Source organism: Kutzneria sp. NPDC052558, from assembly GCF_044547355.1.
Lineage (GTDB): Bacteria > Actinomycetota > Actinomycetes > Mycobacteriales > Pseudonocardiaceae > Kutzneria.
Genome location: NZ_JBIUAG010000014.1, coordinates 38,238 through 64,082, shown reverse-complemented (window position 1 = coordinate 64,082; position 25,845 = coordinate 38,238). Strand labels below are relative to the sequence as shown.

The window sequence follows — 25,845 nt, the reverse complement described above, 5'->3', positions numbered from 1 at the left end:
GTCAGCTCTCCTTGCAGAACTCGCCGATCGGCAGGCCGACGTGCCGCTTGTCGGTGGCGATGTAGCCGAGCAGCTCGTCGCCCCGCTCCAGCTCGGTCACGTTGCGCACCTTGGGGCCGGGGCCGAGCACCCGCACGTGCCAGTCGTCCTGCACGGTCAGGCTCACCTCGACGCCGTCCTGCGAGTGCGCGGTGATCTGCAACAGCGGCCGGGATTCCAGCTTCGCGCGGCCGACCACGACCCGCCGGGTCCGGCCCTCGGTGTTGACCGCCAGCACCGTGCTGCCGGAGTGCAGTTCCGACAGGTAGTTGGTGCGGTTGTCCGGGCCGAGCACATACGAGTGCAGCGCGCCGGCGTTGACCCGGAACGGCCGGGTCGGCATGTACGGCAACGGATGCGTCTCGCTGACGCACAGGATGTAGCCCGAGGAGTAGGAGCCGACCAGGATGCCCTCGTCCTGCTCGAAGTGCGAGCAGGTGTCCACGCAGACCCGGTCGCCCAGGCCGACGTGCTCGATGCGGTCCACGGTCAGCGTGCTCAGGTTGAGGTCCTGGGTGCCGGCCTCCAGCAGCCGCGACAGCTGGAACACCTCGTTGGCGTCGCGGGGCGCGAGCAGCAGGCCGTCCGAGCCGTGCTCCAGGACGTCCAGCACGATGGTGGCTTCCTCGATGTCGCCGACCACGCAGATCAGCTTGCCGTCGGCGGCGTCGGCCGCGGCGATCACGATCTCCAGCGGGATCTTGGTCGGGTCGGTGAAGCTGACGATCGTCCACGGCAGCCTGGCCGCCGCGGTGCAGGCCAGCCGCAGCGTGCGGTCGTCGCGCACCTCCACGAACACCGAGCCGGTGTGCCCGGTGGCGATCAGCCGGTCCAACTGGTCGGCGTCGTCCACATTCACGGTGACCAAGTCGGCGTCACCGGTTTCGTTGCCGAGCAACACCTTCCGCACGGTCGGCGGCAGCGTGGCCAGCTGGGCCGGATCGTCCGAGACCACGCCGGCGATCCGGGCGTGCACCGCGGCCGCGACCACGGCCTCCAGCTGCTGCGGCGGGACGGTGCGCAGGTCGATCCAAGCGAATTTCACGCTGTCTCCAGAAGTCGGGCGGCGGCCTGGGCGGGGTGCAGCACGGCGGCGAGCTTGTTCATCAGGGAACGGGGAGTCGGGGAGGTGAAGATCCGGCGGCCCACGGCCAGGCCGGCGCAACCGGCGTCGAGCGCGGCGCGGGCGTAGTCGACCAGGCCGTCGCCGTCCGGGTCGGCCTCGGCGGCGGGGCCGCCGGCCACCAGGACCGGGATCGGGCAGCTGGCGGTCACCTCGGCCATCCGCTCGGCCGGCAGCGCCATCGACGTCTTGACCAGGTCGGCCCCGAGATCGGCGGCGATGTTCACCACGTGGGACAGCACGGTCGGGTCGAAGGAGCTGGCCATGCGGGGCCCGCGGGCATAGGCCATGGCGATCAGCGGCACGTTCCAGGCGTGGCACTGTCCGGCCACCGTGCCCAGGTCGGCCAGCTGCTTGGCCTCGGTGTCGGAGCCGATGTTGACGTGCACGCTGACCGCGTCCGCGCCCAGCCGCAGCGCGTCCTCGACGTCGCCGACGAGCACCTTGGCGTGCTGGTCGGCCGCGTGCGACGTGCCGGCGGACAGGTGCACGACCAGCGCGCAGTCCTCGAGCAGGCTCGGGTCGATGGCCCGCATCCGTCCTTTGTGGACGATGATGGCGTCGGCCCCGCCGAGCACGACGGCCCGGATCAGCTCGTCCCAGTCCTCGTTGGGCACCACGGGTCCGTCGGACACGCTGTGGTCCAGCGGGACGAACAGGTGCCGGCCGTCCCCGGCGCGCGACAGGCGCCGGGTGCGGAACGCCTTCCCGGGATCGGCCACGGTGCGCACCTCCTGTTCATACGGATCGGGGATCGATTGAATGATTGACGCCGAAAGAACGGCCGGACAACTAACACCTCGCGATAACTTCGCAGTTATGTCCACCGCCAGAGATTGTTCCGATGACCGCGCGGGAGAACTCTGATGAGACTTTGAAGATGCTCTGCTATGAGCGGTCGGCGCAGTTGGTCAAGTGTCAACACGTGGGATGTACGCCCAGGCAGACGGCCTATGGTTGACCTTGCCGGGCCTCGCTAACATGACTGGGCGCGAGCCGGCACGGTTCGCCGGTCCACGTATTCTTCACATGATCGGAGTCGATCGTGGCAATTTCCGTCAAGCTGGCGGTGGCCTTCCACGGAGGCAGTGGGCACACCGCCAGATTTGCGGGCGCCGTGCACGCGGGCGCGTCATCGGTGAGCGGCTGCGAATCGACGCTGGTCAGCGTGGACACGATCGACGAGGCCGGCTGGGCCGCCCTGGACGGCGCGCACGCCATCGTGTTCGGCGCGCCCACCTACATGGGCACCGCCTCGGCCGCCTTCCACCAGTTCGCCGAGAGCACGTCCAAGCGCTTCCTGCGCCAGACCTGGCTGGACAAGCTGGCCGCCGGCTTCACCAACTCCGGCGACAAGCACGGGGACAAGTCCTCGACCCTGCGCTACCTCCAGACGCTGGCCGCCCAGCACGGCATGACCTGGGTCAACCTGGGCCTGAAGTCGGGCTGGAACTCCTTGCGGGGCAGCGAACACGACATCAACCGGCTTGGCTTCCACGACGGCGCGGCGGCGCAGTCGCTACTGGGCGCCCGGCCCGACGACGCCCACCGGTCCGATCTGGAGACCGCCGAACACCTGGGCCGACGCGTGGCCGAGCAGGCGACGATCTTCGTGGCCGGCCGCGCGGCGCTGGCCCCGGTGCGGTGACCGTCAGCGCCGATCCCGTTGTGCGGCCGCGCATCTGGGCGGCCGTGCTGGGCGTCGCCGTGCTCGCGCAGACGGTGGCGGCGATGGACAGCTCGGTGCTCAACCTGGCCGTGAAGACGCTGGCCGACCCGGTGGCCGGGCTCGGCGCCGGGGTCGGCGAGCTCGCCTGGGCGATCAGCGCCTACACCGTGGTGTACGCGGCGGCGATGTTCGCCGGCGGCGCGCTGGCCGACCGGTTCGGGCCCCGCTGGGCGCTGGGCGCCGGTCTGGCGGTGTTCATGGTCACGTCCGCGCTGGCGGCGTTTTCCGTGACACCGCTGGAACTCGTGCTGTGCCGCGGCGGCATGGGCGTGGGTGCGGCGCTGATCACACCGGCAACGCTGTCGGTGGCGCTGCGGGCCTCGGAGCCGGCGCGGCGGCCGAAGGCGGTGGCGATCTGGGCATCGGCCTCGGCGGTCGGCATCGCGATCGGTCCGATCGTCGGAGGGCTGCTGCTGAGCCGGCTGTGGTGGGGCTCGGTGTTCCTGCTCAACGTGCCCGTGACGGCGATCTGCCTGGTGGGACTGGCTTTGTGGGTGCCGCGGCTGCACGTCGACCAGCAGCGGCCGCTGGACTGGCCGGGTCTGGCGCTGTCGTTCGGCGGCCTGCTCGGACTGGTCTACGGCGTGATCCAGATCGGCGGCGACGTCGGCTGGGACTCGCCGTCGGCGCTGGTCCCGCTGGTCGCCGGCGTTGTCCTGCTCGCGGCGTTCGCCGTGCAGCAGAGCCGGTCCCGCGCCCCGAGTTTTGACGTCCGGTTGTTCCTGCGACGGCGGTTCGCCGGCGGCGGGCTGGTGCTGACGGTGGCGTTCTTCGGCATCACCGGGCAGCTCTTCTACGCGTCCTTCTATCTCCAGGACGTGCTGGGGCTGAGCCCGTTCGGCGCGGGGCTGGCCATCGCCCCGACGGCGGTCGGCATTCTCGCCGGCAACCTCCTGGCCCCGGCGCTGGTGCGGCGGTTCTCCGTGCGGGCGGTGGCATCGGCCGGGATGATCGTCGCCATCGGCACGTTGACGTGCTATCTGGTGTTCGACGCCCGTACCCCCGTTGTCCTTTTTGGACTGATGATGCTGGTGCAGGGATTCGCCATGGGCACCGTGGTGGTGCCGGCGACCAGCGCCGCGATGGACGACCTGCCGGCCGACCGCAGCGGCGCCGGCTCCGCGGTCACGTCCGGGCTGCGGCAGTTCGGCGGCACGCTCGGCACCGCCGTCGGCAGCACGATTCTCAGCGCCTGGTACCGGTCCGGGCTGCGGCCGGCGTTGTCCGGCCTGTCCGACGACCAGGCCCGACAGGCCCTCGGCTCCACACAAGCGGCGCTGGCCGTCGCCCGCGCGGCCGGCCGGCCCGACCTCGCGGAGGCCGCCACCTCCGCGTTTGTCCATGCGATGCGGATCACCGCCGGCGCCAGCGCCGTCCTGGGGCTGAGCGGGCTGGTCCTCATCGCCGTGTGTCTGGGTGGCAGAACCGACTAAGGGGAACAAAACCATGCAGGTCGAGTTGCGGCATCTCCAGGTGATCCGGTCGGTGGCGGACGCCGGCAGCATCAGCCGGGCGGCCACCCAGCTGCGGATCGCCCAGTCCGGCCTGACCGCGCAGGTGCAGCGGATCGAGCAGGAACTCGGCGGCGCGCTGTTCCGCCGCACCACCAGCGGCGTCGCGCTCACCGAGCTGGGTGAGCACGTCGTGGCGCGGGCCCGGGACGTGCTGGCCCAGTTCGACGACCTGGTGGAGAGCGCCAAGGTGCTGGCCGTGCGGGACGAGCCGGCGGCGGCGATCCGGGTGATCGGCCCGCTCGGCCCGATCACCCCGATGCTGGCCGGCGCCGTGCGCGAGCTGCTGCCCGACCGCGAGCAGGTCACCCAGATCGCCCACACTCCCGAGACCATCAACGAGATCCTGGAGGCGTCCGAGTTCGACGTCGCCGTGTGCGGGCAGCAGCCGTCGGTGCCGATCACCGTGCCGACCGGGCTGCGCACCCGCAACCTGGTCAACGAGACCGCCTACATCGGACTGTCGGCCTCGCACCGGCTGGCCGACCGGATGGCCCTGCGGCTGGCCGACCTGGCCGACGAGGACTGGGTGCTGCCCAACGAGAAGCTGTCCGGGCTGACCACCGCGCTGCGGCTGGCCTGCGAGGAGGCCGGCTTCACGCCGCGCTGCCGGCACCGCGGCGCGGACATGGCGACCGCGGCGATGATGGTCCGATGTGGACACGCCATCGCCGCGTTCTACCCCAGCGCCGTCACGGTTCCCGGCATGGTGTTACGCCCGCTGGTGGGAAACCCGTTGCAGCGCACCATGCAGCTGGTCTGGCGACCCAGCTCGGCCGTGGCCGGCCTGGCCGACCTGGTGCACGCCAAGGTGGTCAAGCGCTACCAGACCCTGGTGCACGACCACCCCGTGTACGCCGCGTGGTGGGAGTCCCACCCCAACTCCTGACCCCACCCCCACCCCTCGACGCCAGGAAAGGCCCGTTCCTGGCGTTGGGGGGTGTCATGAAGGGCCCCATACTGACGTTCAACGTCATGAAGGGGCCCTTCCTGACGTTGAACGTTGTGAAGGGGCCCTTCATGACGTTCAACGAGAGGATCGGTCCCTTGATCTTGGGGCGGGGTGGGGGCGGTGGGGGGGTGGGTGGGATCAGTTGGTGATCGAGTCGGCGGGGATGAGGCGGGCCATGTTGCGCTCGGCCAGGGCCGTGATGGTGACGAACGGGTTGACCCCGGTCCAGCCCGGGATCAGCGAGGCGTCGTTGACGTACAGGCCGGGATAGCCGGGGACGCGGCCGTACATGTCCGTGGCGGAGCCCAGGACCGCGCCGCCCAGCGGGTGGTAGGTGAAGTCGTCGCCGAAGGCCCGGTTGCCGCTGAACAGGTCGTACCGGTAGATGGTGCCGTTGGCCGCGTTGACCTTGTCGAACAGGGTGCGGGCGGCGTTCTCGGCGAAGTCCTTCTGGGTGGGGCCCCAGGCCAGCCTGGCCTGCCCGCTGGTCGGGTCGTAGCTGAAGGAGCCGCGCTCGGGGCTCTTGGTGATGGCCAGGTAGAGGCTGATGTAGAGCTCGAAGTTGGCCGGCATCGGGGCGATCTCGGCGAACACCGGCACCGCCTGGTTGCGGGCGTCGATGCCCAGCGTGGGCATGCCGGCCTGGACCGAGCCGGTGGCCTTCCAGTTGGCCCGGGCGGTCATGATGTTGCCGTTGGGGCCCCAGTTCCGGCCGAACTGCGCGCCGATCGCCGGCAGCGCGCCGGTGTCCCTGGCCTGTAACAACAGTTGCATGGTGCCGAGGCAGCCGGCGGCCAGGAACAGGTACTTGCAGTTCACCGTCTGGGAGGACGTGGTGTTGCCAAGGGTGTCCACTGTGGACATGTTCACCGCGTAGGTGCCATCGGCGTTGCGGCCGATGGCGGTGACCTTGGTCAGGGTCTTGAGGGTGACGTGGCCGGTGCCCAGCGCGGCCGGCACGTAGCTCTTGTCCAGGCTGCGTTTGCCGTGGTTGTTGCCGTAGATGACCTCGCAGTTCAGTGCCGACTTGGGCACCTGGCCCAGCGCCTCCTGCTCCATGTAGTTGAAGTCGTACACGTTGGGCACGAAGGAGGTGGCGAAGCCGGCCTTGGCCGCGTCGTCCCGGCCGACCCGGGCGAACTGGTAGCAGTCGGTGGTGTTCCACCAGTTCTGGTCCACGCTGTTCACGCCGAGCATCTGGTTGGCCAGCGGGTAGTACGTGCCGTACATCTCGTCGGCGTCCACCCCGGGCAGGATGTCGGCGAAGGAGTCGCGGGTCGGGGTGACGGCCATGCCCCCGTTGACCAGGGAGCCGCCGCCGACGCCGCGGCCGCAGTAGACCTTCATGTTGGGGAAGTCGACCCGGTCCAGCACGCCGGCGTAGGAGCTGATCGGCTTGTTGATCACCGGCAGCCAGAGCAGGGTGTCCAGCGGGGCCTCGGTCATCGTCTTGAACCACATGGACCGCTGATCGGGATTGACCATGGTGCAGAACACGTTTCCGTCCGCGCCGGGCGTGTTCCAGAGCTGGCCCATTTCCACCATCAGGGTCGTCACGCCGGCGACGCCGAGCCGCAGGGCCGTCACCGAGGCGCCGTAGCCGCTCCCGACCACAACGGCCGGAACATAAGTGCTGGTCGCCGCGCGTGCGGCCCGGGGCGCGACCACGGTCGCGCCGACAGCGGTGGCGGCGCCGAGCATGGTCAGCCCGAGCATCCGCCTGCGAGACATCATTGTCGTGCGCATGCGTCACATGATGAACCTAGAACACGTTTCACCAACGCGGCCGAATGTATGAAAATACTGCCGTTTACGGTCGTTTATTGATCAAGAACGTGTTTCAGAACCGGCCACCGAAAAGGATCTTCGCGACCTGGTTGTCCGTTTCCTGGCCCTCGTTGTAGCCGCCCTGGCCGTTGAGGCTGTTCATCACCGACAACGTGTAGCGGGCGTCCGGCCCGACGAAGCCGACGGTGTTCATCACCCAGCCGCCCTGCTCCAGCGACCAGCCGTCCTTGTTGCCGGGCTGGGCCGCCGGGCCGGCCGCCCACACGCCCCACTGCTGGTCCGGCGCGACCGCCCGCAACTGCCCGACGATGTAGTCGCGCAGGTCGGCCGGCATCTTCACCAGCACGTAGTTGATCAGCGCGTCCAGGTCGTCCGGCGTGCACTTCTGGAATCCCCAGTAGGGATAGAAGTTGCTGAAACCCTTCTGCGGCTGCAACGAGGTCATGCCGTAGGTGGTGAAGGCGTTGTTGAACGTCATGTGGTCGGGCCCGGCGTAGGAGAACCAGAGCGTGTCCGCGGCCTTGTCGTCGGAGCTGTTGAGCATGCGGTGGATCAGGTCGCGGTCCCCGGCGGACAACGTGATCTGGCCGGCCTTGTCCCGCAGGAAGAGGTTGACCGTCATGGCCAGCTTGATCGTGGAGGCGGTCCAGACCAGGGTGTCGGCCTTGTCGTTGCGCCACACCTGCCCGGTCTGCCGGTCCCGCAGCACGATGCCGACGGTGCCGGGCCGCTTGGCGATGTAGTCCTGCACGGCCTGGATGCGGTGGCGCAGGTCGCAGTCGAAGTCCGTGCCCGGCGCGGAACAGGTCGGCGCGGCGCTCGTCGTCGTGGTGGTGCTGGCGGTGGTGGTGGCCGGCTGCTGCGCGGTGGACAGATCCTGCATGCTCGCGGTCATCGGCGGCAGCGCGGACTCGGGCACGCCCGCGTCGCCGCACCCGCCGAGGACAAGGGCAGCAACCAGGAGCGCGCCGGCGCGCGCGGCCGTTCGGATCACGTATGCAGGCTAATGGGCCCGGCGCCGACGGCTGTTGACGGGCCGGGCACACTGTGGCAGCCTGCCCAATATTGGTCTAGTCCAATAAGTGTCAACCTGGAGGCGAGGACCGGTGACCGTCGCACAACGCAGCCCGGAGCTGCTCCGCCTGGCCGATGCCGTGCTCCAGCCCGGTTTCGCCGGCGTCACCGCGCCGGACTGGCTGCGCCGCCGGCTGGACGAGGGGCTGGGCGGCGCGGTGTTGTTCTCCCGCAACATCGCCTCCCCCGAACAGGTCGCCGAGCTGACCGCCCAGCTGCGCCAGCACCGGCCCGACGTGCTCGTGGCCATCGACGAGGAGGCCGGCGACGTCACCCGGCTCGAGTTCGCCACCGGCAGCACCCGGCCCGGCAACCTCGCCCTCGGCGTGGTCGACGACGCCGCGCTGACCACCGAACTCGCCCGCGGTCTCGGTCTGGACCTGGCCGCCGCCGGCGTCAACCTCAACTACGCGCCGAGCGGGGACGTCAACTCCAACCCCGACAACCCGGTCATCGGCGTGCGCTCCTTCGGCTCCGACCCCGAGCTGGTGGCCCGGCAGACCGCCGCCTGGATCCGTGGCCTGCAGTCGGCCGGCGTCGCCGCGTGCGTCAAGCACTTCCCCGGGCACGGCGACACCGGCGTCGACTCCCACCTCGCCCTGCCCGAGATCGCCGCCTCCGCCGAGGAGATGGCCCGCGTCGCGCTGCCACCGTTCCGCGCCGCCTTCGACGCCGGCGTCAAGGCCGTGATGTGCGGGCACCTGATGGTCCCCGCCTACGACACCGAGCTGCCGGCCACGCTGTCCCGGCGCATCCTCGTCGACCTGCTGCGCACCGAACTCGGCTTCGACGGCTTGCTGGTCACCGACGCCCTGGAGATGAAGGCCGTCTCCGACCGCTGGGGCCTGACCGGGGCCGCCGTGCTGGCGATCGCCGCCGGGGCCGACGCGCTGTGCGTCGGCGGCGGGCTGTGCGACGAGGACACCGCCACCGCCCTTCGGGATGCCCTCGTCGACGCCGTCGTCTCCGGTGAGCTGCCCGAGGAGCGGCTGCGCGAGGCCGCCGGCCGGGTCGCCGCCCTGGCGTCGTGGGTCGGCACCGTCACCGACGACTCCGCCACCGACCCCGGCATCGGCCTCGAGGCCGCCCGCCGGGCCATCCGCGTCACCGTCGCCCCCGGCGAACGGTCCCTGCCGCTGGCCGCCGCCCCGCACGTCGTCGAGTTCCGGCCCCAGATGAACCAGGCCGTCGACAGCTCCACGCCTTGGGGCCTGGGCGCTCCCCTCGCCGAGCTCATGCCCGGCACCACCGTCGCCGTCTTCACCCCAGCCGACGCCGCCGTCGACCTCGCCCCCGCCGCCGGCCGTCCCCTCGTGCTCGTCGTCCGGGACGCCCACCGGCACCCGTGGATGAGCACCGCCCTCGACCAGGTCCTCGCCGCCCGCCCCGACGCCGGCGTCGTCGAGATGGGCCTGCCCGACGGCCCCACCCGCGGCGCCTTCCACCTCGCCACCCACGGCGCCACCCTCGTCACCGGCCAAGCGGCCGCCGAAGTCCTGGCCGGCTGACCCTCGCCCGGCCATCTCCCCCTCCCCCCTCCCCCGTTTTTCGCCACATGTGGCGCTGGGAGTCGAATGTGCGCCACATGTGGCATTTGCATGCGCGAATCCTGGCCCGGAATGGCCGGTGTGGATCGCCGGGGACATTCCCGGGTGGCTGCCTCTTGAGGCGGCGACGGCCGACCGCCGTTGCCGCCTTGATCTCCGCGCGGCCACCGTGGGGAGATGCGAATCCTCAAGAGCATCGGCGTCGCGGTGGCCGCCCTGGCACTGGCGGCGACCGTCCCGGCCACCGCACACGCGGCGACGCCGTGGGGCTCCACCACGAAGTGGCACAACGGGAAGTACCCGACCACGTGCCTGAGCCACCGCTACGACCCCGGCTTCGCCGTCCCGATGTCACCCGCCATCGGCACGATCGAGCCGGTGGTGACGAACACCTGCGGGGCGGCCTGGGACAACTACCAGTCGTGGACCACGACCCAGATCGGCGACAACCGTTTCCTGCTCAGCCAGGGCGTGAACGGGTGCGCGGCGATCAATCTGCTCGACGACATCGCGATGCTCGACTGCTCGACCACCAACCCGCGGCTGGTCTGGTCGGTCACCGGGGACGCGACCGCCGGCTACAAGTGGAAGTCCGAGTACAACCAGCTGTGCATTCGCGGCTGGGGCGACTACCAGCGGACCGATCCCGAGAGCTGCGACCAGCAGCTGCCCGAGATGACCTGGTTCCCGGCCAGCTAGCGGCTACTTGCCGGTGAAGACGGCTTTGCGGCGTTCGATGAACGACTGCACGCCCTCGGCGGCATCGGCGCTGGACAGCAGCGGCTGGAGGTCGGGGGCGAGGCGGGAGAGGGCGGCGGAGGGGTCGTCGAGGGACGCCCGCGAGGAGGCGAGGGTCGCGCGGACGCCGAGCGGGGCCTGGGCGGCGACGCGGCCGGCGAGCTCGATGGCACGGTCGAGCTGCTGCCCGGCGGGCACGACCTCCTGGACGAGACCGATGCGGTAGGCCTCGGCGGCGTCGAACTCGTCGCCGGTGAGCAGCCAGCGCATGGCGTTGCCCCAGCCGGCGACCTGCGGCAGTCGGACGGTGGCCCCACCGAACGGGTAGATGCCGCGCTGGATCTCGATCTGCGCGAAGCGGGTGCCCTCGGCGGCGATGCGGATGTCGGAGGCGAGCAGCAGCTCGATGCCCAGGGTCAGGCACCAGCCCTGGGCGGCGGCGACCACGGGCTTGGTGCGCGCGGGACCGCGGATGCCCCACGGGTCGATGGAGCCCTCGGGGTAGGTGAGGCCGGAGCCGGTGAGGGTGGGCGCGACCTGGGCGAGGTCGAGGCCGGCGGTGAAGTGGTCGCCGTGCGCGAACAGCACGCCGACCCGAGCGTCGGGGTCCCGCTCCAGCTCGCCGTAGGCGGCGGCCAGCTCGGCCAGCATGTCCGTGGTGAACGAGTTGCGCTTGTCCACCCGGTCCAGCCCGATCAGCAGCAGGTGCTCGCGGCGTTGCACGGTGACCGACATCGGAACCCTCCCAGCTGAGTTTCACTTTGAGACTCACTACTCAACCCGAGACGGTCGAGTTCCGCAAGGGCCGGCATACTGGCCGGGTGGTCAATCATCGCGAAGTGAGCGTCAACGGTCTCACCATGCACATCGCCGAACAGGGCACGGGACCGCTGGTCCTGCTGCTGCACGGCTTCCCCGAGAGCTGGTACTCCTGGCGGCACCAATTCCAGCCGCTGGCCGACGCCGGCTTCCACGTCGTCGCCCCGGACCAGCGCGGCTACGCCGGCACCGACCAGCCCGAGGCCATCGACCAGTACACGATCCTGCACCTGGTCGGCGACGTGATCGGCCTGATCCACGCCCTCGGCGAGCGGGAGGCCGTGGTCGTCGGCCACGACTGGGGCGCCCCCGTCGCCTGGAACACCGCGCTGCTGCGGCCCGACATCATCCGCGGCGTCGCCGGCCTGAGCGTGCCGCCCACTCGCCGGGCCCCGGCCCGCCCGCTGGACCTGCTGGAGAAGCGCTTCGGCAAGGACTTCTACCAGATCTACTTCCAGGAGCCCGGCGTCGCCGACGCCGAGCTGGCCGCCGACCTCAAGGACACCTTCCGCCGCTTCCTGGTCGCCGCCTCCGGCGACGCCGAGCCGGCCAAGGCCCGGGTGGAGGGCGGCGGCTTCCTCAGCGCCATGCCCCGCCCGGAGAAGCTGCCGTCCTGGCTGACCGAGGCCGACATCGACGCGTTCGCCGAGCAGTACGCGCGCAACGGCTTCACCGGCGGCCTCAACTGGTACCGCAACATCAACCGGAACTGGGAGCTGACCGCCGCGTGGGAAGGCGCGCGGATCACGCCGCCGTCGCTGTACTTCACCGGCACCCGGGACCTGGTCCGCACCTTCGGGGCGCCGGACTTCATCGAGAAGCTGCCCGAGCTCGCGCCGAACCTGCGTGGCGTGGTGGACCTGGAGGGCTGCGGCCACTGGACGCAGCAGGAGCGGCCGGATGAGGTCAACGCGGCGCTGGTGGAGTTCCTCAAGGGGCTCTGAATCGATGTCCGGGCGTAGCCTCGGTTTTTGATGGGCCTCTTCCTCGATCTGCTGGTCAGCCTGCTCGGCATCGGCGTTGTCGGGCTGGCCAGCAGCGCGCGGGTGGTCAAGCAGTACGAGCGGGGCGTGGTGTTCCGCCTGGGCCGGGTGCGCGAGGCCCCGCGCGGCCCCGGGCTGACCATGCTGGTGCCGGCGGTGGACCGGATGACCAAGGTGAGCCAGCAGATCGTGTGCATGCCGGTGCCGGCCCAGGACGGCATCACCCGGGACAACGTCACCGTCCGCGTCGACGCCGTCGTCTACTTCGCCGTGGTGGACCCGGTCAAGGCGATCGTGGCGGTGCAGGACTACCAGTTCGCGGTGTCCCAGGTGGCGCAGACCTCACTGCGCTCCATCATCGGCAAGAGCGAGCTGGACGACCTGCTGTCCAACCGGGAACGGCTCAACGAGGGCCTGGAGCTGATGATCGACAGCCCGGCCCTCGGCTGGGGCGTGCACATCGACCGCGTGGAGATCAAGGACGTCGCGCTGCCGGAGACGATGAAGCGCTCGATGTCCCGGCAGGCCGAGGCGGAGCGGGAACGGCGGGCCCGCGTCATCTCCGCGGACGGCGAGCTGCAGGCCTCGCACAAGCTGGCCGAGGCGGCCGCGACCATGTCGGACACGCCGGCCGCGCTGCAACTGCGGCTGCTGGAGACGGTGGTCGAGGTGGCAGCTGAGAAGAACTCGACTCTGGTGCTGCCCTTCCCGGTGGAGCTGCTGCGCTTCCTCGACCGGGCCACGGGCGAGCGCGTCGTCGATCACGGCGACGCCACTTGAAAGGCGGACTAACATTGGTTGGCGTGACGGCATTCCCAGCTCGACCCCTCGATACGGTCGCGGGCCTGCGTAGCGCGGTGGACGCCGCCCTGACCGAACTGCTCTCGGCCCGGCCGGAGCCGGCCCGGGTCTGCCCCGGCCTGTCCGCGGCCCTGTCGGCCTGCGTATTCGCCGAGGTGGACGACATCGGCGACGCGCCGAGCCTGCTGCGCGCCGCCGTCGACCACGCCGACCACGAGGAGTTCGCCGAGGCGCGCATGCTGCTGGTCGCCGGCCAGCACGTGCTGCGGGCCACGGCGGCCCGCCGCGCGCTGCTGATCCCCGCGCGGCGCGACCCCGTGCCGGCGGAAGCGGCCGTGGTGGCTCACAGCACCTGACTGTCCGCCAACGGTTTCTCGAACGGCAGCGGTTCGGTCAGGGTGGCCGGATCGGCGTCGACGTCGAACAGCGGCCGGTAGCCGGCCCGCAGGTAGAGCCCGCGGGCCTCGGGCTGGCGCGGGCCGGTGGTGAGGTAGATCCGGGTGTAGCCGCGGCGGGCCGCTTCCTGTTCCAGCTCCTCGACCACGAGCAGTCCCAGGCCGCGCCGGCGGTGCCCGGAACTGGTCCAGATCCGCTTCAGCTCGGCGGTGTGCTCGTCGTAGCGCCGGAAAGCGCCGCCGGCCACCGGTTCGTCGCCGTCGTAGAGCAGCAGGAACGCGCCGCCGTGGGCTTCCTCGAACTCGTGGTTGGGATAGCTGGACAGCACGGTGACGCGCCCGTAGCGGGTGCTGTACTCGTGCTCCAGCTCGCGGAACAGCGGTCGCGCCGCCGGGTCGGACGGCTTGGTGTAGACGAACTTCACGCCGCTTCCCGGTCCCGCTTGGCCACTTCCTCACGCACGATCGGGATCACGTGCCGGCCGAAGTCGATGGTGTCGTTCACCATGTCGTAACCGCGGGCCGACAGGATCGTCACACCGAGGTCGTAGTAGTCCAGCAGCGCCTGGGCCACCGTCTCCGGCGTGCCGACCAGGGCGGTGGAATTGCCGGCCCCGCCGGTCGCCGCGGCCGTGGGCGTCCACAGTGCACGGTCGTGCCGCTCGCCCCGCTCGGCCACCGCCAGCAGCCGCTGCGAGCCCGCGTTCTCCGGGTTGGTCAGCGAGTGCCGCCGGGTCAGCGGGCCGTTGGCGGTGCGGGCGGTGATCCGGTCGACCGTGCGATACGCCTTCTCCCAGGCCAGTTCCTCGGTCGGCGCGATGATCGGACGAAAGGCGACCTGGATGCGCGGCAGGTCGGTCCGGCCGGCGGCCCGGGCCGCGGCGTGCACGGACTCGATCTGCCCGGCCGTCTCGGCCAGCGGCTCGCCCCACAGCGCGTAGATGTCGGCCTCCGCGCCGCCGGCCGCGTAGGCGGCGGGCGATGAGCCGCCGAAGGAGACCTTGGGCCGCGGCTGCTGGGCCGGGAAGACGTCGCTGACGAAGTCGGCGAACCGGTAGTGCTGGCCGTCGTGGTCGAACGGCGTGCGAGACGTCCAGGCCTGCTTGACGATCTGGATGTATTCCCGGGTCCGGGAATACCGGTCGTCCTTGGCCAGATAGTCGCCCTCGCGCTGCTGCTCGTGGTCGGTGCCGCCGGTGATGAAATGCACGGTCAGCCGGCCGTCGGAGATCTGGTCCAGGGTGGCGAAGGTTTTCGCGGCATAGGTCGGGTACGACACGTTCGGCCGGTGGGCCAACAGGATCTGCAGCTTGTCCAGCCGGCCGGCCACGAACGCGGCCACCTGGGCCGGATCCGGCGAACCCGAGCCGTACGCGAACAGCACCCGGTCCCAGCCGTGCTCCTCGTGGGCCCGGGCCAGTCGCAGGGTGTAGTCCTTGTCGAAGGCCGCGCCGCTGCGGGCGGCGGTCTCGGAGCCGTCGTTGGTGCCGCCGATTCCCAGGAACTCAACAGGCATGGCGGGAAGTCCCCCTGATTCGCCGGAGATCGAAGTCCCTGCCAGTCCAACCCATTTCCACGATCGGCGTCGGACTTCCCAGTTGCTGGGACGGACCGGCGGCGCTGGCTACGCTGGATTCGTGAGCACGCTGGTGTTTGTCGGCGCCGGGCCGCGGGCCACCGGCCTGTTGGAGCGGATCTCCGCCAACCTGCCGGAGTTCCCGCAGGCGCTGGACATCCACTTCGTCGACCCGCACCCGCCGGGCGCCGGCCGGGTGTGGCGGCACGAGCAGTCCCCGCTGCTGCGGATGAACTCCATGGCCGAGGACGTCACCATGTTCACCGACGACAGCGTCGTGTGCGAGGGCCCGATCCGCCCCGGGCCGTCGCTGTTCGAGTGGGCCGAGCAGTCGCGGGCCGCCGGCCTCGACGACCCGGAGCTGACCGCGCAGGCGCGCGCCATAGCCGGGACCAGTTTCCCCAGCCGACAGCTCCAGAGTCGTTACCTGGAATGGGTTTTCGACACCGTGGTCAAGCAGCTGCCGGACACCGTCTCGGTCACCGTGCACCGGACGACGGCGTTGCGCGTGGAGGACGGCCCCGACGGCCGGCAGGTGATTCCGCTGGCCGACGGCGAGACCCTGGTCGCCGACATCGTCGTGCTGGCCCTGGGGCACCTGGACTCGGCGCTGACCGAGGCCGAGCAGAAGCTGGCCCGGTACGCGGCCGAGCACGATCTTCGTTACGTGCCGCCGCACTACGCCGCCGACGCCGACCTCTCGGCGATCCGGCCCGGCGAGGACGTGGTGATGCGCGGGTTCGGGCTGTCGTTCATCGACCTGATGGTGCTGCTGACCGAGGGCCGCGGCGGCCGCTTCGTCGACGACCGGTACCTCCCCTCGGGCCGGGAGCCGGTGCTGCACGTCGGTTCGCGGCGTGGCGTGCCGTACCACTCCAAGACCACCTACCGCCTGCTCGCCGACCGCCCGCCGCTGCCCCGGTTCTTCACCCCCGACGTCGTCGCCGCCCTGCCGCCGGGCTCCGACTTCTTCGCCGACGTGTGGCCCTTGGTGGCCAAGGAAGTCGCCTGGGCGTACTACCACGAGCTGTTCAACGGGCACCCCGACCGGGTGCGGATGGACTGGGTCGACTTCGATCGCTGGTTCGCGCCGCTGCCGTGGGGCAGCCCCATCCTCGACTCCCTGATCCGCCGGGCCGTGCCGTCGGCCGACGACCGTATCGACTTCGAACGCTTGGACCGCCCGCTGAAGGGCCTGGAGTTCAGCCCCGCCCTGCTGCGCGACTACATCGCCGCCGACATCGCGCGGCGGACCGACGACCGGTTCAGCGCCGACCTCGGGGCGTTCTTCGGACTGCTGTCCAGCTACGGGCAGCTCGGCACGCTCAAGTCGCTGCGGCCCGTGTCCCAGGTGCGCGACCTCGACGGCTGGTGGCACGGGTTCTTCAGCTTCATGGCCAGCGGGCCGCCCGACGACCGCCTCCGGCAGCTGCTCGCCCTGCACGACGCCGGCATCGTCCGCTTCCTCGGTCCCGACATGTGGGTGCGGGCCGAGGACGGCGTCTTCCGTGCCGGCGGCTCCGGCTCCGAGACCGTCACCGCCACCGCGCTCGTCGAGGCCTACCAGCCCAAGCCGTCGGTCGCCGACAGCGCCTCCGACCTGCTGCGGGGCCTCGGCGGCGTCGAGGAAGTCCTGGTCGACGGCGACTTCTCCGTGCCAACCGGCCTGCTCCGCATCGCCCCCGACGGCCGCGTCATCACCGCGACCGGCCAACCCCACCCCCGCCGCTTCGGCGTCGGCTACTACTCCTCCGAACGCGCCGTCCCCGCCTTCGCCCGGCCCCGCACCAACGCCCCCGCCTTCCGCCAGAACGACGCCACCGCCCGCGCCCTCCTAGCCACCCTCCGCTTGGATTAACCGCTTGGAAGGGGGCTTTCCTACACTCGGAGTGGAGGAAAGCCCCCTTCCAAGCGGTCAGGGCCGGCCGAGCCGGAGGTGCCCGGCGTGGGCGCGGATGGCCGCGATCGCCGACTCCCGCGTGTGCCGGCCGAGCAGCACCTGCACGGTCAACCCGTCGGCGAGGGTGATCATGGTGTCCACCTCGCGGTCGACCTCGATGTCGGGCCGGATCTCCCCCCGGTCCTGTCCCGTCCGCAGCAGGACGGTGAGCAGGTCGACCAGTCCGGCGTGGTGCCACTGCTGGGCGGCGGCCAGCGCCGGTTCGACCACCGCCTGCGCGGTGAAGGCGATCCACACCCGGGCGCCGGTCAGGTCCGGGTCGTCCACGGCGACCAGCGCGGCCAGCGTCTCGGCCAGCATCGTGGCCACCGAGCCCGGTTCCGCGGCCGCCTCGATCCGTGCTCGGGCCCGCTCGGTCGCCGTGCGGTTCACGTGTTCCTGCGCGAACAGCAGCATCTCCGCCTTGGTGCGGAAGCAGCGCTGCACGGCCCCCATCGACACGCCGGCGTGCCCGGCCACCTCGCGCAGCGTCACCCCTTCCAGACCCCGCCAGCTGATCAGCGCGCACACCGCGTCGGCGATCTCGCGCCGCCGGCCGTCGTGGTCCACGTGTCTGGGCATGCCGGCAGTGTACCGATGCGCTTGCATCGGAACGGTGCTAGGGTTCCGATGCAAGCGCATCGAAACCTAGGGGGAATGATCATGACCGCACAGGGCGTCCGGATCACCGTCGGCCTGATCCTGTTCGTGCAGGGCATCGGCTCGGCGATCACCGACGCCGTCTGGCACAGCAGCTTCGGCGTGGCCGGCCTGCTGCGGGCGGCCGGCGCGCCGGAGTGGACCGAGCTGACCGTCGGCGGGGTCGGGGCGGCGCTGCTGATCTGGGCGATGATCGTGTGGCGGGTCCGGGCGTGACGTGCCTCCACTGGTCGACATACCGCCTGGTCGGTATGCTCGCAGGAAACCGCCGACCAGCTCAAGGAGGAGCACGTGCCGGAGACGAGCCAACGGGTCGCCATCGTGACCGGAGCAGCCCGGGGAATCGGGGCCGCCACCGCGGTGCGGCTGGCCGCCGACGGCTTCGCCGTCGCCGTGCTCGACCTGGACGAGGCCGCGACCAAGCAGACCGTGGACGCGATCGTGGAGGCCGGCGGCCGCGCGATCGGCGTGGGCGCGGACGTCAGCGACGCCGAGCAGGTGCAGGCCGCGGTGGACCGGGTGGCCGCCGAGCTGGGCGCGCCGACCGTGTTGGTGAACAACGCGGGCGTCACCAAGGACAACCTGATCTTCAAGATGTCCGAGGGCGACTGGGACACCGTGATCAACGTGCACCTGCGCGGGTCGTTCCTGATGACCCGGGCCGTGCAGAAGCACATGACCGAGGCCAAGTGGGGCCGCATCGTGAACCTGTCCAGCACCTCGGCGCTGGGCAACCGCGGCCAGGTCAACTACTCGGCGGCCAAGGCCGGCCTGCAGGGCTTCACCAAGACCCTGGCCATCGAGCTGGGCAAGTTCAACGTCACGGCCAACGCCATCGCCCCGGGCTTCATCGCCACCGACATGACGGCGGCCACCGCGCAGCGCCTGGGCGTGGGCTTCGAGGACTTCAAGACGATGGCCGCGCAGCAGATCCCGGTCAACCGGGTCGGGGTGCCCGAGGACATCGCGCACACCGTCTCGTTCCTGGTCAGCGACGGCGCGGGCTTCGTGTCGGGCCAGGTCATCTACGTCGCTGGAGGCCCGCGTGACTGACCTCAAGGCCAAGGTCGAGCAGTTCCTGGCCGAGCACCCGACCGCGGGCGCGGACCCGGTGCAGTGGCTGGGCGCGCGCTTCGACGCCGGCCTGGCCTGGGTGCACTTCCCGGTCGGCCTGGGCGGCCTTGGCGCGTCCCGCACCGCCCAGCTGGCGGTGGACGAGGCGTTCCTGGCCGCGAACGCGCCGCAGCCCAACCCGGCCGCGCCGGTGATCGGCTACGGCATGGCCGCGCCGACCATCCTCAAGTTCGGCACCGACGAGCAGAAGCAGCGCTTCCTGCGCCCGCTCTACACCGGCGAGGAGGTGTGGTGCCAGCTGTTCAGCGAGCCCGGCGCCGGCTCCGATCTCGCGACCCTGGCCACCCGCGCCGTCCGTGACGGCGACGAGTGGGTGGTGGACGGCCAGAAGGTGTGGACCACCATGGGCCACGTGGCCCGCTGGGGCATCCTGGTCGCCCGCACCGACCCGTCGCTGCCCAAGCACCAGGGCCTGACCTACTTCCTGTGCGACATGACCGACCCGGGCGTGGACGTCCGGCCGCTGCGCCAGATCACCGGCGAGGCCGAGTTCAACGAGGTGTTCCTGTCCGGCGTGCGGGTGCCCGACGCCAACCGGCTGGGCGCGGTCGGCGAGGGCTGGAAGGTCGCCACCACCACGCTGATGAACGAGCGCGTCACCATCGGCGCGCACGCCGCCGAGCGCGAGGACGGCCTGATCGGCGCGGCCGCCAAGACCTGGCGGGACCGCCCCGAGCTGCGCACCCCCGGCCTGCACGACCGGCTGCTGCGGCTGTGGGTGGACGCCGAGGCGCTGCGGCTGACCGCCGAGCGGCTGCGCCAGGGCCTGGCCGCCGGGCAGCCCGGCCCGGAGGGCTCGGCCGCCAAGCTCACCTTCGCCACGCTCAACCAGGCCATCACCGGCCTGGACGTGGAGCTGCACGGCGAGGAGGGCCTGGCGTACACGGACTGGACGATGCGCCGGCCCAAGGACGCCGACTGGTCCAGCCGCGACGCCGGCTTCCGCTACCTGCGGATGAAGGGCAACTCGATCGAGGGCGGCACCTCGGAGATCCTGCGCAACATCATCGCCGACCGGATCCTGCGACTGCCCAAGGAACCGCGTGGCGACGTCGACATCCCGTGGAAGGACCTGCCCCGATGAGTGACCTGCTGTACGGCGAGGTCGAGAACGACCTTCGGGCGACGGTCCGGGACCTGCTGACCGACCGGTCGCCGTGGACGTCGGTGCTGACCCGCGTGGAGACCGACAAGCCCTACGACCTGGACCTGTGGCGGACCCTGGCGACCGAGATGGGCCTGGCCGGCCTGCTCGTGCCGGAGGACCTCGGCGGCGCCGGCGCGTCGGCCCGTGAGGTCGCGGTGGTGCTGGAGGAGCTGGGCCGCGCGGTGACGCCGACCCCGTTCCTGGGCAGCGCCGTGCTGGCCACCAGCGCGCTGCTGGCCATCGGCGAGACCGAGACCGTGGCGGAACTGGCCGCGGGGCAACGGATCGGCACGCTGGCGGTGTCGCTGACCACCGCGCCCCAGGCGGCCTTTCCGTCGTCGGTGCGGGTCGAGGACGGCAAGCTGACCGGCCGGGTCGGCAGCGTCGTGGACCTCGAGGTCGCGGATGTCGTTGTGGTGCCGGCAATCGGCGCCGACGGACCCGAGCTGCACGTGGTGCAGACGGCGTCGGCCGGCGTGACCATCACGCCGATCACGCCGCTGGACCTGACCCGTCGCATCGCGACGCTGGAGCTCGACGGCGTGGAGTCGCGCAAGCTCTCCGGCGACGCCGCGGCGGCGTTGAAGTCCGCGCTCACCACCGGCGCCGGCCTGCTGGCCGCCGAGCAGCTCGGCGTCGCCCAGTGGTGCCTGGACACCACCGCGGAGTACGTCAGCACCCGGCACCAGTTCGGCCGGCCCATCGGCTCCTTCCAGGCGCTGCGCCACCGGCTGGCCGACCTGTGGGCGTCGGTGTCCTCCGCCGTCGCCGTCTCGCGGGCCGCCGCCGACGCGCTGGCCACCGGGTCCGACGTGGACATCGCCGTCGCGGTGGCCGGGTCGTTCTGCTCGGAGCTGGCCGTGCACGCGGCCGAGGAGGCGCTCCAGCTGCACGGCGGCATCGGCATGACGTGGGAGCACCCGGTGCACCTGTACCTGGGCCGCGCCAAGAGCTCCGAGCTGGCCCTGGGCACGCCGGAGAAGCACCGCGACGCGCTGGCCGTGTTCGCCGACCTGCCGGCCTGACGAGGAGTTCCCGATGCGCGTGTTCGCCAACCTGGACGAGGTCCGGGCGGCCAAGGGCGAGGACCTCGGGTCCAGCGACTGGCACCTGGTGACGCAGGAGCAGGTCAACCTGTTCGCCGACGCCACCGAGGATCACCAGTGGATCCACGTGGACCTGGAGAAGGCGGCGCAGGGCCCGTTCGGCGGCCCGGTGGCCCACGGCTACCTGACGCTGAGCATGCTGGCCAAGTTCTCCGGGCAGCTGTGGCACGTCGACGGCCTGTCGATGGCCGTGAACTACGGGCTGAACAAGGTCCGCTTCCCGCAGCCGGTGCGGGTGGGCAAGCGGATCCGGGCCCACGGGCAGCTGGCCGACGTCGCCGAGAACAAGATGGGCCTCCAGGTGACGGTCCTGATCACGGTGGAGATCGAGGGCGAGGCCAAGCCCGGCTGCGTGGCCGAGTCGCTGGCCCTGCTGGTGCCTTGACCGTCTGGGGCGCACCCGATCGGGTGCGCCCCAGACCTCCATTCGGTAGGACGCTGACGGGACTCGCAGGGGTTGAAGCTGATGGCTGATGTCGTGCTGGCGGAGAACACCGACGGGGTGCTGCTGCTCACCCTGAACCGGCCGGACCGGTTGAACGCGTGGACGCCGGCGATGGAGGAACAGCTCTTCGCCGCGCTGGAAGCCGCCGACGAGGACCCCTCGGTGCGGGTGATCGTGCTGACCGGGGCCGGCCGGGGCTTCTGCGCCGGGGCCGACCTGACCGCGCTGGGCGCGGTGGACCCGTCGGCCATCACCGAGGCCGACATCCACCCCAGCGGCAAGCCCGTCAGCTTCGCGCTTTCCCTGCGCAAGCCGGTGATCGCCGCCATCAACGGCGCCGCCGCCGGCATCGGCCTGGTGCTGGCCCTCTACTGCGACGTCCGGTTCGCCGCCGAGAACGCCAAGTTCACCACGTCGTTCTCCCAGCGGGGGCTGATCGCCGAGCACGGCATCGCCTGGGTGCTGCCCCGCGTGGTCGGCGTCAGCCGGGCCATGGATCTCCTGCTGTCCAGCCGGATCCTGCTCGGCGACGAGGCCGGCCGCATCGGCCTCGTGGACCATGTGCTGCCCGTGGACGAGGTCCTGCCGGCCGCCCTGGCCTATGCCCGCGACCTGGCCGCGACATGCTCCCCGCGGTCGATGGCCGTCATCAAGCGTCAGGTCTACGCCGCCCTGGAAGCCGACCTGGACTCGGCCCGCCGCGAGTCCGTCGCCCTGATGCTCGCCTCGTTCACCCAGGACGACTTCCGCGAGGGCGTGCGCAGCCACCTGGAGAAGCGGCCCCCGAACTTCCCGCCGCTTGACCCTGACACGGTGTGAGCCCCTACACCTGACGGTCTGGTTGGCCGAGGCCGGCTACCGGAGCGGGCGGTACGCCCGGGAGGTGTCCCTGCACTGCCCGCTGGGCGTCGGCCAGCGGGGCTGAGTCACTCCCGGTGATGCGGGACTGAAGGGGTGGCTGGTCGTGGCCCGCCGCCACGTGACCACGACCAGCCACTGAACAGAGTGTGTCCGGATCGGCACAGCCCGGCAATGCCCCAGATGGAAGCGCTCTCACCGATAGGTTTAGACCATTTGGCGGGCGACATATTTCACGGCTTGCACTAACGCCCTCGATCCTGCCACACCAGCTCGCGTTCGGGGCGGCCGAGACCGTCGAACGGTCCAGGTTGGGACGGTCGGCGCACGACACTGCTCCCTGCACCGGTCAGCAGTGGAATATGCTGCGGCGATGAGCCTTCGGCATGCCCTGATCGGGCTACTGCGCGAGCGGCCGGCCAGCGGGTACGACCTGATGAACGTCTTCGACAAGTCGCTGCGCCAGGTGTGGCCGGCGACCAAGAGCCAGGTGTACGCCGAACTGGCCAAGCTCGACGAGGCCGGGCTGATCGAGGTCACCGCCGAGGGCCCGCGCGGCCGCCGGGAGTACGCCCCGACCGAGGCCGGCCTGGCCGAGCTGCGGCACTGGCTGCTGGAGACCGTCCCCGACCAGGTCCAGCGCAGCGAGACCCTGCTGCGGGTCTTCCTGCTCGGCGCCGTGGACCGCGCGCAGGCCAAGGAGTTCATGCTGGCCGTCCGGGAGCGCACCCTGGCCGACCTCGCCCGGCTGGACGCGCTCGCCAACAGCATCGACTGGGAGCGCGACGACGACCCGACCCGCTACGGCGTCATCGTGATGGAGTGGGGCCGCCGCATGGTCGAGATGACCCGCGACTGGTCCGAATGGGCCGCCACCCGCATCCCCGACTAACCCACCACCCCCAGACCCCCAACCCACGTGAGTGGCTCATGTAGCCCCCCAGCCCCACCTGAGTGGCTCATTTGCCGTTCCCTACACCGCCCCAGACGCACGTGAGTGGCTCAGGTGGCCGTAGAAGCCAAATGAGCCACTCACGTGAGGAAGGATCCGGTTAGTTGGTGGAGAAGCCGGAGAAGTCGACCTCGGCGGTGGTGCCGGAGGCGTGGGAGATGGCGTAGATGCCGACGTCCTGGGTGGCCGCGGCCGACGGCACGTCGCCGGTGCCGACCAGGGTCCACGCCACGCCGTCCGTGGAGTAGTAGCCGGAGAACGTGGTCCCGCTGCGCACCAGCTTCAGCCACGCCGGGTACACCGCGGTCGCCACCGAGGCCTGCTGGTCGAGCAGCCCGTCGCCGTCGCTGTCCCAGTCGAGCAGGAAGCCGTTGCCGGGCGTCTCGGCCAGGATCACGAAGCCCTTGCCGCCGTTGGCGTCGCCGATGTCGTTGCGCACCATGATGCCGGCCTTGGCCCAGACGTTGCTGTAGTCCTGGGAGTCGATCCGCACCACCGTCTCCGAGCCGTCATGCTCCTTGCCCGGCAGGTACATCGCGCCGTACTCGTTGGTGGTGTTCCACAGGTCCGCGCCCTGGGCCTGGATCCCGAACTTGTCCCCGAGCTGGCTGAACTGGGCCACGGTGGAGGCGAACGTCTTGTACGGCCCGGTCACCGCGTGGTTGACGGTGGTCGAGTCGCCGGCGGCCAGCGTGGCCGAACCGCCCAGCAGGTAACGGAAATCGGCGCTGGCGCTGATCGACGCGGTGCTGAACAGCTTGTCGGACGGGGAGATCGTCACGGTGAACGGCACCCGGACCTTGCCGCCGGGCCACACCACCGAGCGCGACGGCGCCTGGGCCGGCGTCACGGTGGCCCCCGGAGCCGCTTGCAGCGCAAGGGAAACGTCCCGAACCGGGGTCGAGCCGTTGTCGGCGAACTCCAGCACGCCGGTCCGCTTGAGACTGTCGGACGGGGCCGGGTCCCAGGTCAGCGACACCGAGGTGTTGGGCTTGGCCCCGAGGTCGGCGTGCCGCAGCGCCCGCACCCGGTACAGGGCGACGCCGTGCGCCGGCACGTCGGTGGAGATCACGCCGGTCGACTCGGTCGTCGAGTGGCTCCACAGGTCCTGCAACGAGTAGTCGGCGGCCTTGGGCAGCCCCAGCGCGGCGGCCGTGGTCGACACGGCCCGCGGCGCGTTTGCGGTGTTGAACAGGCCGACGATCGCGTCGCCGTTGGGCTCGGTCTTGGCGAACACCTGGGTGTTGGCGTCGCTGGAGATCCGCTTGGCGTCGATGGCGTCCTGGTCGACGGCGACCACGTCGGCGTTGCGCAGCAGGCCGAGGTCGGTCGGGTCCAGGTGGGTCAGGTCGGTGCCGAGGAACAGCGGCGAGGCGGCCAGCGACCACAGGCTCAACTGGGTCTTGCGCTCGTCCACGGTCAGGCCGTTGTTCGCGCCGTTGCCGACCTCGATCGAGTCGTAGTCGTTGAAGCCCTTCGCCCCGCCGTACGGGGCCCACGCCGCGACCTGGTCGAAGCGGCTGGCCACCGAGGCCCACGTGGTCAGCGGGTAGCTGGACTCGTTGGCGCCGCAGTAGCACTCCACGTCGCCGCCGGTGCGCCAGCCGTCGGCGGTGTCCTGCCAGAGCTTGGCGTTGTTGATGTCCAGGCTGTTGGACAGCTCCAGGTGGATCTTGCGGCCGGTGTTCTGCAACGCCGTCGACCAGGCCTGCACGTCCTGCGGGTCCTGGCTGCCGACGCCGTCGAGCTTGAGGTAGTCGATGCCCCACGAGGCGAACTGCTTGGCCCAGGAGTCCATGAACGCCTGCGCGCCGGGCTTGCTGAAGTCGATGCCGACCATGCCGCCGCAGTTGTAGTTGCCCTCGCTGAACGAGGTCGCGATGTCGGCGGCGTGGTAGGGCGTGCCCTCGATCGCCGTGTTCTGGGCGACGGCCTGCTTGGAGATGCCGGGGGTCGCGTACAGGCCGAACTTCAGGCCCAGCGAGTGCACGTAGTCGGCGGTGGCCTGGATGCCGTTCTCCGCGCCCTTGGCCGGGAACTTGGTCGAGTCGATCACCCAGCGGCCGTACTGGTCCACGTTGGGTCCCTGCGCGCCCGGGCACTGGTACCAGAAGTCGTCGATGTTGACGTACTGGTAGCCCGCCTTGGTCAGGCCGCTGTCCTTCATGGCCTTGGCCTGCGCCTCGATGACGGCGGCGGTCGGGTTCTTGCGGACGAAGCTCCAGCTGCTCCACCCCTGCGGCGGCGTGACCGTCGGCGAGCCGCCGGCGGCAGCTGTCGGAGCCGTCACGGCGAGGCCGGTGATCGTCAGCAGGCCGGCGAGCGCCGCGGTCAGGACACGTTTCCTCATGTGTCGGTTTCCTTCCACCCCGGTGTGAAAGCGGCACGACTCCGCCCAGAACCGAACGGAATCGAACACGACTCGGCAGAGCTCACCAAAACGGGTGACAGGTGTCAAGACCGTGTTTCGCCGCGCGTGCCGCGCGGGGCTCGGCCCCCGGGTAGCCGGTGCCTCGCCCTTGCCGGATT

25 protein-coding genes are annotated in these 25,845 nt (G+C 70.9%); 16 read left to right on the top strand and 9 right to left on the bottom strand.

What is annotated here, in order from left to right:
* Position 1 precedes the first annotated feature (1 nt).
* On the bottom strand, positions 2–1,084 hold the full coding sequence (locus tag ACIG5F_RS25095) for a 3-dehydroquinate synthase II family protein (protein ID WP_396521334.1): 1,083 nt from the start codon (positions 1,082–1,084) through the stop codon (positions 2–4).
* Positions 1,081–1,884 carry a 2-amino-3,7-dideoxy-D-threo-hept-6-ulosonate synthase gene (locus ACIG5F_RS25090; protein WP_396521332.1) on the bottom strand — a complete coding sequence of 268 codons (804 nt, stop codon included), beginning with the start codon at positions 1,882–1,884 and terminating at the stop codon, positions 1,081–1,083. The genes ACIG5F_RS25095 and ACIG5F_RS25090 overlap by 4 nt, the downstream gene beginning before the upstream one ends.
* 323 nt (positions 1,885–2,207) lie before the next feature.
* Here ACIG5F_RS25090 and ACIG5F_RS25085 point away from each other — a divergent pair, with 323 nt between their 5' ends.
* Genes ACIG5F_RS25085 through ACIG5F_RS25075 form a run of 3 tightly spaced genes read left to right on the top strand, consistent with a single transcriptional unit; the run spans position 2,208 to position 5,291 of the window.
* The gene (locus ACIG5F_RS25085) at positions 2,208–2,810 is read left to right on the top strand and encodes a flavodoxin family protein (protein WP_396521330.1); all 603 of its coding nucleotides are present in this window, start codon (positions 2,208–2,210) and stop codon (positions 2,808–2,810) included.
* Positions 2,807–4,324: an MFS transporter gene (locus ACIG5F_RS25080; RefSeq protein ID WP_396521328.1), complete on the top strand. Its 1,518-nt coding sequence runs from the start codon at positions 2,807–2,809 to the stop codon at positions 4,322–4,324. The genes ACIG5F_RS25085 and ACIG5F_RS25080 overlap by 4 nt, the downstream gene beginning before the upstream one ends.
* A gap of 13 nt (positions 4,325–4,337) precedes the next feature.
* Positions 4,338–5,291 carry a LysR family transcriptional regulator gene (locus ACIG5F_RS25075; protein ID WP_396521326.1) on the top strand — a complete coding sequence of 318 codons (954 nt, stop codon included), beginning with the start codon at positions 4,338–4,340 and terminating at the stop codon, positions 5,289–5,291.
* A 201-nt stretch (positions 5,292–5,492) separates the two neighbouring features.
* Here the strand turns inward: ACIG5F_RS25075 and ACIG5F_RS25070 are convergent, their stop codons facing one another.
* Both ACIG5F_RS25070 and ACIG5F_RS25065 read right to left on the bottom strand, forming a co-directional pair.
* Positions 5,493–7,100 carry a GMC oxidoreductase gene (locus tag ACIG5F_RS25070; protein WP_396521324.1) on the bottom strand — a complete coding sequence of 536 codons (1,608 nt, stop codon included), beginning with the start codon at positions 7,098–7,100 and terminating at the stop codon, positions 5,493–5,495.
* Positions 7,101–7,194: 94 nt separating this feature from the next.
* On the bottom strand, positions 7,195–8,136 hold the full coding sequence (locus ACIG5F_RS25065) for a tat pathway signal sequence (RefSeq protein WP_396521322.1): 942 nt from the start codon (positions 8,134–8,136) through the stop codon (positions 7,195–7,197).
* A gap of 112 nt (positions 8,137–8,248) precedes the next feature.
* On the opposite strand from ACIG5F_RS25065, the gene ACIG5F_RS25060 reads away from it, so the two are divergent.
* Together ACIG5F_RS25060 and ACIG5F_RS25055 are read left to right on the top strand one after the other, a co-directional pair.
* Positions 8,249–9,724 carry a glycoside hydrolase family 3 protein gene (locus tag ACIG5F_RS25060; RefSeq protein WP_396521321.1) on the top strand — a complete coding sequence of 492 codons (1,476 nt, stop codon included), beginning with the start codon at positions 8,249–8,251 and terminating at the stop codon, positions 9,722–9,724.
* A 216-nt stretch (positions 9,725–9,940) separates the two neighbouring features.
* Positions 9,941–10,462: a hypothetical protein gene (locus ACIG5F_RS25055; protein ID WP_396521319.1), complete on the top strand. Its 522-nt coding sequence runs from the start codon at positions 9,941–9,943 to the stop codon at positions 10,460–10,462.
* A gap of 3 nt (positions 10,463–10,465) precedes the next feature.
* Here ACIG5F_RS25055 and ACIG5F_RS25050 read toward each other — a convergent pair whose 3' ends face one another.
* Positions 10,466–11,236, bottom strand: a complete 771-nt coding sequence (locus ACIG5F_RS25050) for a crotonase/enoyl-CoA hydratase family protein (protein WP_396521317.1) — start codon at positions 11,234–11,236, stop codon at positions 10,466–10,468.
* 104 nt (positions 11,237–11,340) lie between these two features.
* On the opposite strand from ACIG5F_RS25050, the gene ACIG5F_RS25045 reads away from it, so the two are divergent.
* Genes ACIG5F_RS25045 through ACIG5F_RS25035 form a run of 3 tightly spaced genes read left to right on the top strand, consistent with a single transcriptional unit; the run spans position 11,341 to position 13,460 of the window.
* Positions 11,341–12,264, top strand: a complete 924-nt coding sequence (locus ACIG5F_RS25045) for an alpha/beta fold hydrolase (RefSeq protein WP_396521315.1) — start codon at positions 11,341–11,343, stop codon at positions 12,262–12,264.
* A gap of 30 nt (positions 12,265–12,294) precedes the next feature.
* Entirely contained in the window at positions 12,295–13,083 is a 789-nt protein-coding gene (locus ACIG5F_RS25040; protein WP_396521313.1) for a slipin family protein, read from the top strand.
* Between the two features lie 23 nt (positions 13,084–13,106).
* A complete protein-coding gene (locus tag ACIG5F_RS25035; RefSeq protein ID WP_396521312.1) occupies positions 13,107–13,460 on the top strand; it encodes a hypothetical protein in 354 nt (117 codons plus the stop codon).
* Here the strand turns inward: ACIG5F_RS25035 and ACIG5F_RS25030 are convergent.
* Together ACIG5F_RS25030 and ACIG5F_RS25025 are read right to left on the bottom strand one after the other, a co-directional pair.
* The gene (locus ACIG5F_RS25030; RefSeq protein ID WP_396521310.1) at positions 13,448–13,924 is read right to left on the bottom strand and encodes a GNAT family N-acetyltransferase; all 477 of its coding nucleotides are present in this window, start codon (positions 13,922–13,924) and stop codon (positions 13,448–13,450) included. The two genes, ACIG5F_RS25035 and ACIG5F_RS25030, sit on opposite strands and share 13 nt — an antisense overlap.
* Positions 13,921–15,015, bottom strand: a complete 1,095-nt coding sequence (locus ACIG5F_RS25025; protein ID WP_396521308.1) for an LLM class flavin-dependent oxidoreductase — start codon at positions 15,013–15,015, stop codon at positions 13,921–13,923. The genes ACIG5F_RS25030 and ACIG5F_RS25025 overlap by 4 nt, the downstream gene beginning before the upstream one ends.
* Before the next feature lie 121 nt (positions 15,016–15,136).
* Between ACIG5F_RS25025 and ACIG5F_RS25020 the strand changes: the two genes are divergently transcribed.
* Complete coding sequence (locus ACIG5F_RS25020) at positions 15,137–16,933, top strand: FAD/NAD(P)-binding protein (protein ID WP_396521306.1); 1,797 nt, start codon at positions 15,137–15,139, stop codon at positions 16,931–16,933.
* A gap of 57 nt (positions 16,934–16,990) precedes the next feature.
* On the opposite strand, the gene ACIG5F_RS25015 is transcribed toward ACIG5F_RS25020, so the two are convergent.
* Complete coding sequence (locus ACIG5F_RS25015) at positions 16,991–17,596, bottom strand: TetR/AcrR family transcriptional regulator (protein WP_396521304.1); 606 nt, start codon at positions 17,594–17,596, stop codon at positions 16,991–16,993.
* An 81-nt stretch (positions 17,597–17,677) separates the two neighbouring features.
* Between ACIG5F_RS25015 and ACIG5F_RS25010 the strand changes: the two genes are divergently transcribed.
* The 7 genes from ACIG5F_RS25010 to ACIG5F_RS24980 all read left to right on the top strand — a co-directional run bounded on the left by ACIG5F_RS25010 (position 17,678) and on the right by ACIG5F_RS24980 (position 23,256).
* Entirely contained in the window at positions 17,678–17,890 is a 213-nt protein-coding gene (locus ACIG5F_RS25010; protein ID WP_396521302.1) for a hypothetical protein, read from the top strand.
* 75 nt (positions 17,891–17,965) lie between these two features.
* Positions 17,966–18,727 carry a 3-oxoacyl-ACP reductase FabG gene (gene fabG, locus ACIG5F_RS25005; RefSeq protein ID WP_396521300.1) on the top strand — a complete coding sequence of 254 codons (762 nt, stop codon included), beginning with the start codon at positions 17,966–17,968 and terminating at the stop codon, positions 18,725–18,727.
* The gene (locus ACIG5F_RS25000; RefSeq protein ID WP_396521298.1) at positions 18,720–19,892 is read left to right on the top strand and encodes an acyl-CoA dehydrogenase family protein; all 1,173 of its coding nucleotides are present in this window, start codon (positions 18,720–18,722) and stop codon (positions 19,890–19,892) included. Before fabG ends, ACIG5F_RS25000 begins: the two co-directional genes overlap by 8 nt.
* Positions 19,889–20,980, top strand: a complete 1,092-nt coding sequence (locus tag ACIG5F_RS24995; protein ID WP_396521296.1) for an acyl-CoA dehydrogenase family protein — start codon at positions 19,889–19,891, stop codon at positions 20,978–20,980. Before ACIG5F_RS25000 ends, ACIG5F_RS24995 begins: the two co-directional genes overlap by 4 nt.
* A gap of 13 nt (positions 20,981–20,993) precedes the next feature.
* Complete coding sequence (locus ACIG5F_RS24990; protein WP_396521294.1) at positions 20,994–21,446, top strand: MaoC family dehydratase; 453 nt, start codon at positions 20,994–20,996, stop codon at positions 21,444–21,446.
* 81 nt (positions 21,447–21,527) lie between these two features.
* Positions 21,528–22,325: an enoyl-CoA hydratase gene (locus ACIG5F_RS24985; RefSeq protein ID WP_396521292.1), complete on the top strand. Its 798-nt coding sequence runs from the start codon at positions 21,528–21,530 to the stop codon at positions 22,323–22,325.
* 412 nt (positions 22,326–22,737) lie between these two features.
* Entirely contained in the window at positions 22,738–23,256 is a 519-nt protein-coding gene (locus ACIG5F_RS24980; RefSeq protein WP_396521290.1) for a PadR family transcriptional regulator, read from the top strand.
* A gap of 160 nt (positions 23,257–23,416) precedes the next feature.
* Here ACIG5F_RS24980 and ACIG5F_RS24975 read toward each other — a convergent pair whose 3' ends face one another.
* Positions 23,417–25,666: a hypothetical protein gene (locus ACIG5F_RS24975; RefSeq protein WP_396521288.1), complete on the bottom strand. Its 2,250-nt coding sequence runs from the start codon at positions 25,664–25,666 to the stop codon at positions 23,417–23,419.
* Positions 25,667–25,845: the final 179 nt, after the last annotated feature.

Excerpts from the sequence above, each read along its gene's own strand:
- ACIG5F_RS25010 (WP_396521302.1), top strand. The coding sequence starts at position 17,678 with ATGACCGCACAGGGCGTCCGGATCACCGTCGGCCTGATCCTGTTCGTG.
- ACIG5F_RS25015 (WP_396521304.1), bottom strand. The coding sequence starts at position 17,596 with ATGCCCAGACACGTGGACCACGACGGCCGGCGGCGCGAGATCGCCGAC.
- ACIG5F_RS24985 (WP_396521292.1), top strand. The coding sequence starts at position 21,528 with ATGGCTGATGTCGTGCTGGCGGAGAACACCGACGGGGTGCTGCTGCTC.
- ACIG5F_RS25040 (WP_396521313.1), top strand. The coding sequence starts at position 12,295 with ATGGGCCTCTTCCTCGATCTGCTGGTCAGCCTGCTCGGCATCGGCGTT.
- ACIG5F_RS24995 (WP_396521296.1), top strand. The coding sequence starts at position 19,889 with ATGAGTGACCTGCTGTACGGCGAGGTCGAGAACGACCTTCGGGCGACG.
- ACIG5F_RS24975 (WP_396521288.1), bottom strand. The coding sequence starts at position 25,666 with ATGAGGAAACGTGTCCTGACCGCGGCGCTCGCCGGCCTGCTGACGATC.
- ACIG5F_RS25075 (WP_396521326.1), top strand. The coding sequence starts at position 4,338 with ATGCAGGTCGAGTTGCGGCATCTCCAGGTGATCCGGTCGGTGGCGGAC.
- ACIG5F_RS25025 (WP_396521308.1), bottom strand. The coding sequence starts at position 15,015 with ATGCCTGTTGAGTTCCTGGGAATCGGCGGCACCAACGACGGCTCCGAG.
- ACIG5F_RS25050 (WP_396521317.1), bottom strand. The coding sequence starts at position 11,236 with ATGTCGGTCACCGTGCAACGCCGCGAGCACCTGCTGCTGATCGGGCTG.
- ACIG5F_RS24980 (WP_396521290.1), top strand. The coding sequence starts at position 22,738 with ATGAGCCTTCGGCATGCCCTGATCGGGCTACTGCGCGAGCGGCCGGCC.
- ACIG5F_RS24990 (WP_396521294.1), top strand. The coding sequence starts at position 20,994 with ATGCGCGTGTTCGCCAACCTGGACGAGGTCCGGGCGGCCAAGGGCGAG.
- ACIG5F_RS25055 (WP_396521319.1), top strand. The coding sequence starts at position 9,941 with ATGCGAATCCTCAAGAGCATCGGCGTCGCGGTGGCCGCCCTGGCACTG.
- ACIG5F_RS25070 (WP_396521324.1), bottom strand. The coding sequence starts at position 7,100 with ATGCGCACGACAATGATGTCTCGCAGGCGGATGCTCGGGCTGACCATG.